The organism is Streptomyces afghaniensis, assembly GCF_044327915.1.
Lineage (GTDB): Bacteria > Actinomycetota > Actinomycetes > Streptomycetales > Streptomycetaceae > Streptomyces > Streptomyces afghaniensis.
The window spans coordinates 279,507-295,355 of sequence record NZ_JBIRGJ010000006.1; the positions used below are offsets into that span (position 1 = coordinate 279,507).

Annotated in this window: 10 protein-coding genes; 6 read left to right on the forward strand and 4 right to left on the reverse strand. The window is 66.7% G+C overall.

The genetic code is table 11. From position 1 onward, the window contains the following. The first annotated feature begins 40 nt into the window (after window positions 1-40). The 5 genes from ACH4G3_RS23760 (at window position 41) to ACH4G3_RS23780 (ending at window position 10,257) form a co-directional block, all read left to right on the forward strand. The gene (locus ACH4G3_RS23760) at window positions 41-868 is read left to right on the forward strand and encodes an SCO4651 family lipoprotein (RefSeq protein WP_397626406.1); all 828 of its coding nucleotides are present in this window, start codon (window positions 41-43) and stop codon (window positions 866-868) included. Window positions 869-1,163: 295 nt separating this feature from the next. After that, the gene (gene rplJ, locus ACH4G3_RS23765; protein ID WP_397626407.1) at window positions 1,164-1,694 is read left to right on the forward strand and encodes a 50S ribosomal protein L10; all 531 of its coding nucleotides are present in this window, start codon (window positions 1,164-1,166) and stop codon (window positions 1,692-1,694) included. A gap of 115 nt (window positions 1,695-1,809) precedes the next feature. Beyond that, on the forward strand, window positions 1,810-2,199 hold the full coding sequence (gene rplL / locus ACH4G3_RS23770) for a 50S ribosomal protein L7/L12 (protein WP_020274897.1): 390 nt from the start codon (window positions 1,810-1,812) through the stop codon (window positions 2,197-2,199). A gap of 575 nt (window positions 2,200-2,774) precedes the next feature. Then, entirely contained in the window at window positions 2,775-6,260 is a 3,486-nt protein-coding gene (gene rpoB, locus ACH4G3_RS23775) for a DNA-directed RNA polymerase subunit beta (protein ID WP_356103573.1), read from the forward strand. A 97-nt stretch (window positions 6,261-6,357) separates the two neighbouring features. Continuing rightward, window positions 6,358-10,257, forward strand: coding sequence for a DNA-directed RNA polymerase subunit beta' (locus tag ACH4G3_RS23780; protein ID WP_397626408.1), 3,900 nt, complete (start codon window positions 6,358-6,360; stop codon window positions 10,255-10,257). 63 nt (window positions 10,258-10,320) lie between these two features. Here the strand turns inward: ACH4G3_RS23780 and ACH4G3_RS23785 are convergent, their stop codons facing one another. From ACH4G3_RS23785 to ACH4G3_RS23800, 4 genes are all read right to left on the reverse strand, one after another. Beyond that, a complete protein-coding gene (locus ACH4G3_RS23785; protein ID WP_397626409.1) occupies window positions 10,321-11,148 on the reverse strand; it encodes an AfsR/SARP family transcriptional regulator in 828 nt (275 codons plus the stop codon). Between the two features lie 569 nt (window positions 11,149-11,717). After that, window positions 11,718-12,848: a hypothetical protein gene (locus ACH4G3_RS23790; RefSeq protein WP_397626410.1), complete on the reverse strand. Its 1,131-nt coding sequence runs from the start codon at window positions 12,846-12,848 to the stop codon at window positions 11,718-11,720. Next, the gene (locus ACH4G3_RS23795) at window positions 12,845-14,092 is read right to left on the reverse strand and encodes a coproporphyrinogen-III oxidase family protein (RefSeq protein WP_397626411.1); all 1,248 of its coding nucleotides are present in this window, start codon (window positions 14,090-14,092) and stop codon (window positions 12,845-12,847) included. Before ACH4G3_RS23795 ends, ACH4G3_RS23790 begins: the two co-directional genes overlap by 4 nt. Before the next feature lie 122 nt (window positions 14,093-14,214). Next, window positions 14,215-14,367 carry a thiocillin/thiostrepton family thiazolyl peptide gene (locus ACH4G3_RS23800; protein WP_082319995.1) on the reverse strand — a complete coding sequence of 51 codons (153 nt, stop codon included), beginning with the start codon at window positions 14,365-14,367 and terminating at the stop codon, window positions 14,215-14,217. A gap of 291 nt (window positions 14,368-14,658) precedes the next feature. On the opposite strand from ACH4G3_RS23800, the gene nocL reads away from it, so the two are divergent. Further along, window positions 14,659-15,846, forward strand: coding sequence for a 3-methyl-2-indolic acid synthase (gene nocL, locus ACH4G3_RS23805; protein WP_397626412.1), 1,188 nt, complete (start codon window positions 14,659-14,661; stop codon window positions 15,844-15,846). Window positions 15,847-15,849: the final 3 nt, after the last annotated feature.

A 15,849-nucleotide genomic window follows, 5' to 3' on the forward strand; every position in this document is an offset into this window, starting at 1 on the left:
CCTTGCTGTGAAGCAACCACGTATTCCTTGGGGGGAATCAATGAAGACATCCATACCTGTCGCCGGGCTGGGCGCCCTGGTTCTCGCCGCCGGCGCCGTCGGCTGCGGATCCGAGCAGTCGCCGGAGATGACGCCGGCCGCCGCCGTCGCCAAGGCGGCGAAGAACACGGAGGACATCACGTCCCTCCGCTACCGCATGAGCGGCACGGTGCCGGAGTCGGGCCAGGTCAAGGGTGAGGCGTCGATGCGCCTGAAGCCCACGATCGCCATGAGCATGAAAATGACGGCACCCGCCCAGGGAGCCGCCGAGGCCGTGGAGATCCGGCTCGTCGACAAGGCCATGTACATCGGTGGGGGAGCCGAGATGGCCAAGGAGATGGACGGCAAGACCTGGATGAAGTTCGACCTGTCCGGGTCCAAGGCGGGCAAGGACCTGGACCAGCTGGGGTCCGCGAGCCAGGCCGAGCAGAACCCGGCCGCGGAGTCCACCTTCCTCACGGGCGCCAAGGACGTGAAGAAGGTCGGCTCCGAGAAGGTCGAGGGCGTCGAGACGACCCACTACACGGGCACCGTCACCCTCAAGGACCTCCGCGCGTCCCTCAAGGACGGCAAGGCGGACACCCGCGAGCAGCGCGAGAAGAGCATCAAGCAGTACGAGAAGCTGGGTGTCGACAAGCTCACGATGGACATGTGGGTCGACGGCGACGACCACACCAAGCAGTTCCGCATGAAGGGCGACGCCGACAAGGGCCCGCTCGACATGACCATCACCTTCCTCGACTACAACAAGCCGGTGAACGTGACGGCCCCGCCGGCCAAGGACGTCGCCGACCTCGCCGACCTGTTCAAGGAACTCGACGCCGGCTGATCCGTCGTACGGGCGGATTTGCTTGACGGCGATCCGTTCCCGTACTCTCCTACAGAAGCCAAAGACCGCTGGTCGTTTACCGCGCGCTCGGACGAGGGCGCGGTGGCCGAAGGATCCGCTGAACGGCGGACGGCCCGCGCAGGTGACACTTGGAGAAGCTCCCGTAGTCCGCCGCCCCATGCGTGCGTGCAAACGGTCGAGCTGCGCCCCGTGCCCCTGCGCCGGGGCGTTTCGTTTTGCCCAGTCCTCCTTCGGGTCCGCGCGGTCCGAATCACCCGGAAGGAGGCCGAGGCTCATGGCGAGGCCTGACAAGGTCGATGCCGTCGAGGAGATGCGGGACAAGTTCCGCGACTCCAACGGCGCTGTCGTTACTGCGTACACCGGTCTCACCGTGGCGCAGCTGCAGCAGCTGCGTCGTTCACTCGGTGAGAACGCTCATTACCGTGTGGCGAAGAACACGCTGACCAAGATTGCGGCCAACGAGGCCGGGATCACCGCGATCGACGACCTCTTCACGGGTTCGTCGGCCGTCGCCTTCGTGACCGGTGACCCGGTCGAGGCGGCGAAGGGTCTCCGTGACTTCGCCAAGGACAACCCCAACCTGGTCATCAAGGGCGGCGTCCTTGACGGCAAGGCGTTGTCCGCCGATGAGATCAAGAAGCTTGCGGACCTCGAGTCCCGCGAGGTTCTGCTCTCCAAGCTGGCCGGTGCCATGAAGGGCAAGCAGTCCCAGGCTGCCTCTGTCTTCCAGGCGCTGCCGTCGAAGCTCGTCCGCACCGTGGACGCGTTCCGTGCCAAGCAGGACGAGCAGGGCGGTGCCGAGTAACTCGGCTCGCATCCCGGCCCCCGCTGCCTGAACGCGGAGGCCGTCGCGGGCCAGTAGTACGCCCGCCTCACATGTACATCCGGCACCTGCCGATTTAGTGGAAGGACCGCCAATCATGGCGAAGCTCAGCCAGGAAGACCTGCTCGCGCAGTTCGAGGAGATGACCCTCATCGAGCTCTCCGAGTTCGTGAAGGCGTTCGAGGAGAAGTTCGACGTCACCGCCGCCGCGGCCGCCCCGGTCGTCATGGCCGGTGGCGCCGGTGGCGCCGCCGCCGCCGAGGCCGAGCCGGAGAAGGACGAGTTCGACGTCATCCTCACCGGTGCCGGCGACAAGAAGATCCAGGTCATCAAGGTCGTGCGTGAGCTGACCTCCCTGGGCCTGAAGGAGGCCAAGGACCTGGTCGACGGTGCGCCGAAGCCGGTTCTGGAGAAGGTCAACAAGGAGGCCGCCGACAAGGCCAAGGAGTCCCTCGAGGGCGCCGGTGCCTCCGTCGAGGTCAAGTAAGACCTCCCGGATCCGCCAGGATCCACGACACGTCCCGCTGGGCGTGTAACGCGTAAGCGCGGAAGAGCGATCATCCATCCGGGTGGTCGCTCTTCGGCGTTTCCGGGGTCCGGCCACGGTTGCCTTGCACCCTCTGTGGCGGGGGGTATGGTGATCTTCGTCGTGTCTCTGGGCGGGGCCCCGGTTCGGGCAGGGGGGCCTTGACGAACCGCACGCAGCGCGCAATTCTCAGGACGCGTCGTCACAAGGATCCGAATCCGAGGTATGGATCGGCGACGAAGAGGGCAGTATCAACGTGCGTTGAGGGCAGCGCCTTGTTGCAGGAGTGGAACAACGAGGGTCAACACGGGTTTCACAACCCGGACTGGACATCAGTGTGCCAAGTGGCTACACTGACCCTTTGCGCTGCCTGTTAGCTGTCCCCTGCCCGTCACCAGGGGTCTGCCCTCGCCCGAGCATCGACGACAAGAGCTGTCTGACCTGGCCTTTAGGCCGGACCGACGCAGCTTGTCTCTGTGTACGGGAGAGGGGCCGGTACGCGCGTAGTGAGTCCGAGCCCTCGGAAGGACCCCCTCTTGGCCGCCTCGCGCAACGCCTCGACCGCGAATACGAACAACGCCGCCAGCACTGCCCCGCTGCGCATCTCTTTTGCAAAGATCAAGGAGCCTCTCGAGGTTCCGAACCTGCTCGCGCTGCAGACCGAGAGCTTCGACTGGCTGCTCGGCAACACCGCCTGGCAGAGTCGGGTCGAGGAGGCTCTCGAGAACGGTCAGGACGTCCCCACCAAGTCCGGGCTCGAGGAGATCTTCGAGGAGATCTCCCCGATCGAGGACTTCAGCGGGTCGATGTCGCTGACCTTCCGCGACCACCGCTTCGAGCCGCCGAAGAACTCGATCGACGAGTGCAAGGAGCGCGACTTCACGTACGCGGCCCCGCTCTTCGTCACCGCCGAGTTCACCAACAACGAGACCGGTGAGATCAAGTCCCAGACGGTCTTCATGGGCGACTTCCCGCTCATGACGAACAAGGGCACCTTCGTCATCAACGGCACCGAGCGTGTCGTGGTGTCGCAGCTCGTCCGTTCGCCCGGCGTCTACTTCGACTCCTCCATCGACAAGACGTCCGACAAGGACATCTTCTCCGCGAAGATCATCCCGTCCCGGGGTGCCTGGCTGGAGATGGAGATCGACAAGCGCGACATGGTCGGTGTCCGCATCGACCGCAAGCGCAAGCAGTCCGTCACCGTCCTGCTCAAGGCGCTCGGCTGGACCACCGAGCAGATCCTCGAGGAGTTCGGCGAGTACGAGTCCATGCGCGCCACCCTGGAGAAGGACCACACCCAGGGCCAGGACGACGCGCTGCTCGACATCTACCGCAAGCTGCGTCCGGGCGAGCCCCCCACGCGTGAGGCCGCGCAGACGCTGCTCGAGAACCTCTACTTCAACCCCAAGCGCTACGACCTGGCCAAGGTCGGCCGCTACAAGGTCAACAAGAAGCTGGGTACGGACACCCCGCTGGACGCCGGGATCCTGACCGTCGAGGACATCATCGCGACGATCAAGTACCTGGTGAAGCTGCACGCCGGCGAGACCGAGACGGTCGGTGACAACGGCACGTCGGTGGTCGTCGAGACCGACGACATCGACCACTTCGGCAACCGCCGCCTGCGCAGCGTCGGCGAGCTCATCCAGAACCAGGTCCGCACGGGTCTGGCGCGTATGGAGCGTGTCGTCCGCGAGCGGATGACGACCCAGGACGTCGAGGCGATCACGCCGCAGACCCTGATCAACATCCGGCCGGTCGTCGCCTCCATCAAGGAGTTCTTCGGCACCAGCCAGCTGTCCCAGTTCATGGACCAGAACAACCCGCTGTCGGGTCTGACGCACAAGCGGCGTCTGTCCGCGCTCGGCCCGGGTGGTCTGTCCCGTGAGCGGGCCGGCTTCGAGGTCCGTGACGTGCACCCCTCGCACTACGGCCGCATGTGCCCGATCGAGACCCCTGAAGGCCCGAACATCGGTCTGATCGGCTCGCTCGCCTCCTACGGCCGGGTCAACGCGTTCGGTTTTGTCGAGACCCCGTACCGCAAGGTGTTCGAGGGCCAGGTCACCGACGAGGTCGACTACCTCACCGCCGACGAGGAGGACCGCTTCGTCATCGCGCAGGCCAACGCGCCGCTGACGGACGACCTCCGCTTCGCCGAGGCCCGCGTCCTGGTCCGCCGTAAGGGCGGCGAGGTCGACTACGTCGGCGGCGAGGACGTGGACTACATGGACGTCTCGCCGCGCCAGATGGTGTCGGTCGCGACCGCCATGATCCCCTTCCTGGAGCACGACGACGCCAACCGTGCCCTCATGGGCGCGAACATGATGCGCCAGGCCGTTCCGCTGATCCAGGCGGAGGCCCCGCTCGTCGGCACCGGCATGGAGTACCGCTCCGCGGTCGACGCCGGCGACGTGGTCAAGGCCGAGAAGGCCGGTGTGGTCCAGGAGGTCTCCGCGGACTACATCACCACCGCCAACGACGACGGCACGTACATCACGTACCGCCTGGCCAAGTTCGCCCGCTCCAACCAGGGCACCTCGGTCAACCAGAAGGTCATCGTGGCCGAGGGCGACCGGATCATCGAGGGCCAGGTCCTCGCCGACGGTCCGGCCACCCAGCAGGGCGAGATGGCGCTGGGCAAGAACCTGCTCGTGGCGTTCATGCCGTGGGAGGGTCACAACTACGAGGACGCGATCATCCTGTCGCAGCGCCTCGTGCAGGACGACGTCCTCTCCTCGATCCACATCGAGGAGCACGAGGTCGACGCCCGTGACACCAAGCTCGGCCCCGAGGAGATCACCCGGGACATCCCGAACGTCTCCGAGGAGGTCCTCGCCGACCTCGACGAGCGCGGCATCATCCGTATCGGTGCCGAGGTCATCGCCGGTGACATCCTCGTCGGCAAGGTCACGCCCAAGGGTGAGACCGAGCTGACGCCCGAGGAGCGCCTGCTGCGCGCGATCTTCGGTGAGAAGGCCCGTGAGGTCCGTGACACCTCGCTGAAGGTGCCGCACGGCGAGACCGGCAAGGTCATCGGCGTGCGCGTCTTCGACCGCGAGGAGGGCGACGAGCTTCCCCCCGGTGTGAACCAGCTGGTGCGCGTCTACGTCGCGCAGAAGCGCAAGATCACCGACGGTGACAAGCTCGCCGGCCGGCACGGCAACAAGGGCGTCATCTCGAAGATCCTGCCGATCGAGGACATGCCGTTCCTGGAGGACGGCACCCCGGTCGACATCATCCTCAACCCGCTCGGTGTCCCGTCCCGAATGAACCCGGGACAGGTGCTGGAGATCCACCTCGGCTGGCTCGCCAGCCAGGGCTGGGACGTCTCCGGTCTCGCCGACGAGTGGGCGCAGCGCCTCCAGGCCATCGACGCCGACCAGGTCCCGCCGCGGACCAACGTCGCGACGCCGGTCTTCGACGGTGCCCGCGAGGACGAGCTGGCCGGTCTGCTGGAGCACACCATCCCGAACCGCGACGGCGAGCGCATGGTGCTCCCGTCCGGCAAGGCGCGGCTGTTCGACGGCCGCTCCGGTGAGCCGTTCCCGGAGCCGATCTCGGTCGGCTACATGTACATCCTCAAGCTGCACCACCTGGTCGACGACAAGCTGCACGCCCGTTCGACCGGCCCCTACTCGATGATCACCCAGCAGCCGCTGGGTGGTAAGGCCCAGTTCGGTGGCCAGCGGTTCGGCGAGATGGAGGTGTGGGCACTCGAGGCGTACGGCGCCGCCTACGCGCTCCAGGAGCTGCTGACCATCAAGTCCGACGACGTGACCGGCCGCGTGAAGGTCTACGAGGCCATCGTCAAGGGCGAGAACATCCCCGAGCCCGGCATCCCCGAGTCCTTCAAGGTGCTCATCAAGGAGATGCAGTCTCTCTGCCTGAACGTGGAGGTGCTGTCCAGCGACGGTATGTCCATCGAGATGCGTGACACCGACGAGGACGTCTTCCGCGCTGCGGAGGAGCTCGGCATCGACCTGTCCCGGCGCGAGCCGAGCAGCGTCGAAGAGGTCTGACGGGAGTCCGGCGGGCCTTGGGAGACCAAGGCCCCGCCGGCCCCAGGACCCCCGTATCAGACCAAAGACTTACAACCCTGAGAGGGATTGACGCATAGTGCTCGACGTCAACTTCTTCGACGAGCTCCGGATCGGTCTGGCTACCGCTGACGACATCCGTCAGTGGAGCCACGGCGAGGTCAAGAAGCCCGAGACCATCAACTACCGCACGCTCAAGCCCGAAAAGGACGGACTCTTCTGCGAGAAGATCTTCGGTCCGACCCGGGACTGGGAGTGCTACTGCGGCAAGTACAAGCGCGTCCGCTTCAAGGGCATCATCTGTGAGCGCTGTGGCGTCGAGGTCACGCGCGCCAAGGTGCGCCGTGAGCGGATGGGCCACATCGAGCTCGCCGCGCCCGTGACGCACATCTGGTACTTCAAGGGCGTTCCGTCGCGGCTGGGCTACCTGCTCGACCTCGCCCCGAAGGACCTGGAGAAGGTCATCTACTTCGCGGCGTACATGATCACGTACGTCGACGAGGAGCGCCGTACGCGCGACCTGCCCTCGCTGGAGGCTCACGTCTCCGTCGAGCGCCAGCAGATCGAGCAGCGCCGCGACGCCGACCTGGAGGCCCGGGCCAAGAAGCTCGAGACCGACCTGGCCGAGCTGGAGGCCGAGGGCGCCAAGGCCGACGTGCGCCGCAAGGTGCGCGAGGGTGCCGAGCGCGAGATGAAGCAGCTGCGCGACCGTGCGCAGCGCGAGATCGACCGGCTCGACGAGGTGTGGAACCGCTTCAAGAACCTCAAGGTCCAGGACCTCGAGGGCGACGAGCTGCTCTACCGCGAGCTGCGTGACCGCTTCGGCACGTACTTCGACGGCTCGATGGGTGCCGCGGCGCTGCAGAAGCGCCTGGAGTCCTTCGACCTCGACGAGGAGGCCGAGAAGCTCCGCGAGATCATCCGGACCGGCAAGGGCCAGAAGAAGACCCGTGCGCTCAAGCGCCTGAAGGTCGTCTCCGCGTTCCTGCAGACCAGCAACAGCCCCAAGGGCATGGTGCTGGACTGCGTCCCGGTCATCCCGCCGGACCTTCGCCCGATGGTGCAGCTGGACGGTGGCCGCTTCGCGACCTCCGACCTGAACGACCTGTACCGCCGTGTGATCAACCGGAACAACCGACTGAAGCGGCTTCTCGACCTCGGTGCGCCCGAGATCATCGTGAACAACGAGAAGCGCATGCTCCAGGAGGCCGTCGACGCGCTGTTCGACAACGGCCGTCGTGGCCGTCCGGTCACCGGTCCCGGTAACCGCCCGCTGAAGTCCCTCAGCGACATGCTGAAGGGTAAGCAGGGTCGCTTCCGTCAGAACCTGCTCGGTAAGCGTGTGGACTACTCCGCGCGTTCCGTGATCGTCGTCGGTCCGCAGCTGAAGCTGCACCAGTGCGGTCTGCCGAAGGCGATGGCGCTGGAGCTCTTCAAGCCGTTCGTGATGAAGCGCCTGGTCGACCTGAACCACGCGCAGAACATCAAGAGCGCCAAGCGCATGGTCGAGCGCGGCCGCACGGTCGTGTACGACGTGCTGGAAGAGGTCATCGCCGAGCACCCGGTTCTGCTGAACCGTGCGCCCACGCTGCACCGCCTCGGCATCCAGGCCTTCGAGCCGCAGCTGGTCGAGGGCAAGGCCATCCAGATCCACCCGCTCGTCTGCACCGCGTTCAACGCGGACTTCGACGGTGACCAGATGGCCGTGCACCTGCCGCTGTCCGCGGAGGCGCAGGCCGAGGCCCGCATCCTGATGCTGTCCTCGAACAACATCCTCAAGCCGGCCGACGGCCGTCCGGTGACGATGCCGACCCAGGACATGGTCCTCGGTCTGTTCTTCCTCACCACCGACGGCGAGATGCGCGACCTCAAGGGCGAGGGCCGTTCCTTCGCCTCGGTCGCCGAGGCGATCATGGCCTTCGACGCGGGCGAGCTGTCGCTCCAGTCGAGGATCGACGTCCGCTTCCCGGTCGGCACCATCCCGCCGCGTGGCTGGACCCCGCCGGCGCGTGAGGAGGGCGAGCCCGAGTGGCAGCAGGGTGACAGCTTCCGGCTGAACACCACGCTGGGCCGTGCGCTCTTCAACGAGCTGCTGCCCGAGGACTACCCGTTCGTCGACTACGAGGTCGGCAAGAAGCAGCTCTCCGAGATCGTCAACGACCTCGCCGAGCGGTACCCGAAGGTCATCGTGGCGGCGACGCTCGACAACCTGAAGGCGTCCGGCTTCTTCTGGGCGACCCGCTCCGGCGTCACCGTGGCCATCTCCGACGTCGTCGTTCCCGAGGCGAAGAAGGAGATCGTCAAGGGCTACGAGGCGCAGGACGAGAAGGTCCAGAAGCAGTACGAGCGTGGTCTGATCACCAAGGACGAGCGCACGCAGGAGCTCATCGCGATCTGGACCAAGGCGACCAACGAGGTCGCCGAGGCGATGAACGACAACTTCCCGAAGACCAACCCGATCTTCATGATGGTGAACTCGGGTGCACGAGGCAACATGATGCAGATGCGTCAGATCGCCGGTATGCGTGGTCTGGTGTCGAACGCGAAGAACGAGACGATCCCGCGTCCGATTAAGGCCTCCTTCCGTGAGGGCCTGTCCGTGCTGGAGTACTTCATCTCCACGCACGGTGCCCGTAAGGGTCTGGCGGACACCGCTCTGCGTACCGCCGACTCGGGTTACCTCACCCGTCGTCTGGTCGACGTCTCCCAGGACGTCATCATTCGCGAGGAGGACTGCGGCACCGAGCGCGGTCTGCGTCTGAAGATCGCCGGCCGGAACGCCGAGGGCACGCTGCTCAAGGCGGAGGACGTCGAGACGTCCGTGTACGCGCGCTGCCTCGCCGAGGACATCGTGGTCGACGGCAAGGTGCTGGCCCCGGCCGGTACCGACCTCGGCGACGTGCTCATCGACGAGCTGGTCCGTCACGGTGTCGAGGAGGTCAAGACCCGCTCGGTCCTGACCTGCGAGTCCGCCGTCGGCACCTGCGCGATGTGCTACGGCCGTTCGCTGGCCACCGGCAAGCTGGTCGACATCGGTGAGGCGGTCGGCATCATCGCCGCCCAGTCCATCGGTGAGCCCGGTACCCAGCTGACGATGCGTACCTTCCACACCGGTGGTGTGGCCGGTGACGACATCACCCAGGGTCTGCCGCGTGTCGTCGAGCTCTTCGAGGCCCGTACCCCGAAGGGTGTCGCCCCGATCTCCGAGGCCTCCGGCCGCGTCCGGATCGAGGAGACCGAGAAGACCAAGAAGATCGTCATCACGCCGGACGACGGCAGCGACGAGACGGCGTACCCGATCTCGAAGCGTGCCCGGCTCCTGGTCAGCGAGGGCGAGCACGTCGAGGTGGGCCAGAAGCTCACCGTGGGTGCCACCAACCCGCACGACGTGCTGCGCATCCTGGGCCAGCGTGCCGTCCAGGTCCACCTGGTCGGCGAGGTCCAGAAGGTCTACAACTCGCAGGGTGTGTCGATCCACGACAAGCACATCGAGATCATCATCCGGCAGATGCTCCGCCGCGTGACGATCATCGAGTCCGGCGACGCCGAGCTGCTGCCCGGCGAGCTGGTCGAGCGCTCGAAGTTCGAGACCGAGAACCGTCGTGTGGTCCAGGAGGGCGGTCACCCGGCCTCCGGTCGTCCGCAGCTCATGGGTATCACCAAGGCCTCGCTGGCCACGGAGTCCTGGCTGTCGGCGGCGTCCTTCCAGGAGACGACGCGAGTCCTCACGGACGCGGCGATCAACGCCAAGTCCGACTCGCTCATCGGCCTCAAGGAGAACGTCATCATCGGTAAGCTCATCCCGGCCGGTACGGGTCTGTCCCGCTACCGCAACATCCGGGTGGAGCCGACCGAGGAGGCCAAGGCCGCGATGTACTCGGCCGTCGGCTACGACGACATCGACTACTCGCCGTTCGGCACGGGCTCCGGCCAGGCCGTGCCGCTGGAGGACTACGACTACGGTCCGTACAACCAGTAAGCGAGCAGCCATGTGAAGGGCGGCCACCCCTCGGTGAGGGGTGGCCGCCCTTCGGCGTACAGGTCAGAAGGTGGAGACGTCCCAGGTGACGTTGAGCTCGCTGAGCCCGTGGTCCGAGAGCAGCATGGAGCGCTGCAGGCGCCTGAGCGCCGGCGAGGGTTCGAGGCCCAGTTCGGTGACCAGAGTGGCGCGCATGCGCTGGTAGACGTCCAGGGCTTCCGATCGGCGCCCCGAGCGGTACAGCGCGAGCATCAGATGCGCGCACAGGCCTTCATGGGTCGGGTGCTGCGCGATGATGCTCCGCAGTTCGCTGAGCAGCTCGTGGTGCCTGCCCAGGCGAAGGTCGGATTCGATCCTGCGGTCCAGGCAGTTGAGCCGGGCCTCCTCTATCCTCTCCACTTCCCGTTGCAATCGGGGGCCGGCCTGCACGTCCGCCAGGGCCTCGCCGCGGCAGAGCCCCAGCGCCTGCGCGAAATTCTGCGATGCGGCCTCGAAGTCGCCCTTTTCCCTGGCCCGGTGGCCGGCCGCGGCCAGCTGCTCGAAGTTGTCCAGCACGACTCGCCCGACAGGGGCCCGCAGGAGGTAGCCGCCGGGCAGGGTGACCAGGATGTCCTTGGCCTCGGGCGTCTTGGCGGGACAGCCGTCGGGATCCCTTCCGGCGGCCGTGGCGATGTTCTTACGCAGATGCAGGATGTAACTCTGCATCGCTGTTTTGGCGCTGGCCGGCTTCTTCTCCGTCGACCACAGTTCGTCCATCAGGGACGCGAGAGGGACGAACTGGTTGGCCTGCACCGCAAGCATGGCCAGCACGGTCCGCGGTTTGGCGGCCGTCGGTACGATCGAAGCGGTTTGCTGGGAGACCGCGAGCGGTCCCAGTACATCGACCTCCATGGAATTCCCCCGTTGTGAGACACATGCGGTTGATGCTGGCTACTGAGGAAACGATTTTCCCGTGGTAGCAGAGAAACAGACGGGAACAGAGAAACGAACGGGAACAGAGAGCTCACATTGTCCTGGCGCTGAATCCTTGGCACCGCACGACGCCACCTGCGCCGTCATGCCTCGTCGAGGCCGGCTACCCGGCTCCTCGCCGCCGACGAGGAGTCACTGTGATCGCCGCTCTTCTTTCTCTCGACTGCTCCCGCACGGGCACCTGTCCCCCGACCTGTGAAACATGCTGGATGCTTGATCGTATTTGCGACACCTGACATTACGGGAAGTTCAGTTGATCTTTCCTGGCCATGCGTGGAAAGTGGCCAGCACATCATGGTGCAAAAGGAAAGCGATTTCACTGGAGCGCTGTTTAGTGGCCGCTGAGGCAACCCGCAGATGAGACGTGATACGTGGCCAATACAGCGATATGCCCGTGCGGTGGCGCTCCGGTGCAGTGGTCGGAGGGCAGCGCCCGGATCGACCGTTCGCGACTCCTGGTGAGCGGTGTCGCACGCCGTGTTTCCGTCTCAAAAGCGACGTACGCCGGCCAGCCCGGAGAGCACCGTCAGGGCGTCCGTCTCATAGAGGACCTCACAGGCGCGGCTCACCGCGTAGCAGAGGAAGTAGCGCTCCGTGAGGGTCAGCCCGGCACTGTGCAGACCCAGATACAGCAGGCTGGTCAGCAGGCGCGCGGCCAGGAAGGCCGGGTCGCCGTTGAGGAAGTCGCGCAGCCCGTCGGACGCGCCGACGATCCGGTGGAAGGCGCTCTCGTCCAGCGCGGTGGCGTCCTGTTCCTCGTCGTCCTCCAGCAGTCTCAGCTCGTCACCTGACCGGAACAGATCGGTCGCCGTGGGCTTCGCCGGGCGGACGGCCTCGAACCACTGCCGGGCAGGTTCGGACACCACCGGTCCACGGCCCTCGCACTGGGCGAGCACCGCCTCGACCAGGCCCAGCAGCGTGGGGGCGACCCGCTCGTACTGCTCGCTCATCGCCGACCGCGCGGCCTGCGGATTCCGGCTGGTGGCGAGGAAGGCCTCCGCGTGCGAGCGGTAGCTGAGGAAGCCGAGCGGCACGCCGTCCCTGCCGAGCTCGTAGTCCCGTGCGGTCGGCGCCCCCGAGGCGCTGACGCCGCGCAGGTGGGCGGCCATCAGCGCGGCGGCGGCCGCCAGCAGGGCCGGGCGGCCCGCCTCTCCGGCCGCACCGACCGCGAGGAGGGCGGGGCACAGGTCGGCCAGCACGGTGCGGGTGAACGGTGCCAGGGCAGGACCGTCGAACACGGAGCCGGTGAGCGGAACGAGCCGGGCGGGCCCCGTCACGACCCGCACTTCCGTACCGACCCGGCCCCTGGAACCGGTCCCGGCTCCGGCGCCCAGTCGGCCCGCCAGCTCCCGTGCTCGTGTCGCGTACTCGCGCGCGGCCTCGCCGTCCTCCGGCCCCAGGGCCAGCTGCACGGACAGGGTGGGCTGCGCCGGACCGGTACCGCGTACGAAGAACGCCGGCGGCGGCGCGTCCGTGGCCGGGGGCTCGGTGAGCAGCGGTCGCACGATCCCGGCCAGCAGCAGGTCGGCGGTATCTGGTGGCGCCGTCAGCGCGATCTCCAGCCATTGCCGAGGGTGAGCGGTGCTCCCGGCGTCCGTCCCGGGCGGGTGCGCCGTCATACGAGTTCCGGCTGGGACATCGCCATCTCGAAGGCGAGCTCGATCAGGGTGAGACCGGCCTGCCGGCGCGGCAGCCGGATGCCCCGGTCGTCCTCGATCAGGCCCCGGCCCCGGAGGAAGTCGGCGAGCGGGGCGATGGCGGGCCGGGTGAGGACTTCGGCCAGGTCCGTGCCGGTCCGGTAGGACCAGTCTTTCCTCGGTACACCGTCGAACATCGCGAGGCCCGCCTGGAGGAGCGAGACCAGCACCCGGTCCTGGCCGGCGGGCACATCGATGTCGAAGCCGAGCGGATCGGCGATGTAGGGGTGCAGCAGGCCCTTCGCATGGGACTGGAACTGCTGGTTGACCAAGGAGATCGCGCCCGACCCGAGGCCCACGGTGTCGGCTCGCAGCTGGAAGTACATGGCCGCGAACGGCGACACCTTGCCGAAGTACCCGTTGGCGTATTCGGTGAGCCCGGAGGCGTCGATGGCCCGGCGGGCGCGGGTGAACAGGACCTGCTGACGCCGCAGATAGTCCCGCCGCTCGGAGGTCTCCATCCTGCGGCGCATGAAGGTGCCCGGTGTCGGCCGGAACGAATAGAGCGACAAGTGGTTGACGGGCAGTTCCAGGGCCTTGTCGACGGTCCGGGCCAGCTCGTCGCCCTCCTGGTCCGGAAAACCGGACATGAGGTCGATGGACACGTCCTCGAAGCCGGCCTCGCGGGCGGCGTGGACGATACGGGTGGCCTGCGCGGCGCTGTGCCGGCGACCGAGGCGGCGCAGCCGGGTGTCGTCGAAGGACTGCACTCCGCTGGACACCCGGTTGAAGCCCAGGCCGCGGAAGAACGCCAGCTTCCGCGCGTCCACGGTGTCGGGGCTGCACTCGATGGTGGCCTCGGCGACCTCGCTCAGGTCGAAGGAGGTGCGCAGCGCCTCCATGACGGCGGTCGCCTCGCGCTCGTCGAGGCTGCTCGCCGTACCGCCGCCCCAGTAAATGACGTACGGAATGTCCCCGGCGGACCGGTGGGCCGCACCGCGTACCTCTATTTCCTTGCACAGTGCGGTGATGTATTTCTGCCGTACCGAATCATCCGGCTTGCGGAGGAGGTCCTTGGTGGGAATCGCCTGGACCCAGTCGCAGAAGGTGCACTTGGAATGGCAGAAAGGTACGTGCACATAGAGCATCAGCAGGTTCCGCTGCGGAGAGCTGGAGGGGAGTTCCGCGAGTTGAGTGTCCAGTAGTCGTGTCTCCAGGCCGCCCATGGGATTCCTTTCGATGCTGACGCTGCTGAGGACTTGCAGCGGTGCCCCGGGCCGGAGATTCGGCCCGGGGCACCGGTCGGCACATCACTGTGCCGCTGGCTCACCCGACCTGGCGCAGCGCGTCAGGAGGAGCAGGAGCAGCAGCACTCACAGGTGGTGCAGGAGGCCGACATGACCTTGGCCACGACCTCGCTGTCCTCGAGGCGGCTGTCGTCCAGGAACTCGGAGATCTCAAGGGCGTCGACGTCCAGCTCGGACAGGTGCACAGCGTCCACTGGAGGCTCCTTTCGTTTCCGGTGAAATGTAGAGCGCAATTTTTGCGCACGACCCGGAGGCTATGCGGGTTGGATTGTCGGCGTCAAGGAACAAGATATTCAATTTTCCCGCTGCCTTCTCGCTGTGTTGCCGCTAAATTGCCGCTAAAGCCGCGCTCAACCGCTGCTGTACTGCTGGTGTGTTTCCGTCATGGAGTCAGGGTTCTGGTTTTCCTCTTCCTTGTTCCCGCTGCTTTGCGGCAGATATAAATTCAGCGTCTCTTCCGGAGTCCACCGCAGGGAGATCTTCGTATGACGCAGAGCCCAGAAGCAGTTGCCGGCGACTTCACGCTCCCGGAACTGGAGGACGTACGACGCGAGGCCGCCAAGGTCGACACCCATGCCGTTCTGGCGCTTCCGGAGAGCGAGGAGCCGGCCTGGTCCAGGGAGGCGATGGCCCTGGCGCTGTGGGAGGACCGGTCGATCAGCACCGAGGAGCTGAAGGCCGCCGCCGAGGCCCGGTGCGCCGCCCGCACGCCCCGCCTGCACACCTTCGTGCCGCTCTACACGACCAACTACTGCGACTCCGAGTGCAAGATGTGCTCCATGCGGAAGGGCAACCTCCGCCTCGACCGCAAGTTCTCCGGCCGCAAGGAGATCACCGCACAGCTGGAGATCCTCTACCACCACGAGGGCGTCCGCGGAGTCGGCTTCCTCACCGGCGAGTACGAGGACAAGCACACCCGGCTCAGCTCGGCCTTCCGGATCGGCTGGGCCATCCGCACCGCCCTCGACATGGGCTACGAGCGGGTCTACTTCAACATCGGCAGCATGGAGCCGGACGAGATCGACGTCCTCGGCGAGTGGATCGGCCGCGAGGAACCGGTCACCATGTGCGTCTTCCAGGAGAGCTACGACAAGGGGACCTACGGCCGGTTCATGGGCCAGACCTCCGCCCAGGTCCCCAAGGCGAACTTCGACCGCCGGGTGGTCTCCTTCGACCGCTGGCTCGACGCGGGCTTCCGGTACGTCAACCCCGGCGTGCTGGTGGGGCTGCACGACGACCTCTCCGCCGAGATCGTCAGCCTGGTCTCCCACGGCGCGCACCTGCGGGCCCGGGGTGCGGTCGTCGACCTGTCGGTGCCCCGGATGCGCCCCGCGATGACGTCACGGGACACCACCCGGGTCAACGACGACGACTACCTGCGGATGATGTCGGCGGTCGCCTTCACCTGCCCCGAGCAGCGGCTGGTCCTCACCACCCGGGAACCGCAGGAGTTCCAGGACGTGGCGATGGGCCTGGCCGGGGTGATCTCGCCCGGCAGCCCCGACGTCGCCCCCTACCGACCGGATTCCCGCGCCCGTAACGACGAGTCCAGCTCGCAGTTCCTGGTGGCCGACCTGCGCAGGCCACGGCACATCCTGAGCCGTATCGAAGCGGGGGGACGCCCGGTAGACCACTTCGTGGACCCGTCCTCGTCGGCTCCCACGGCGGGCTGACGT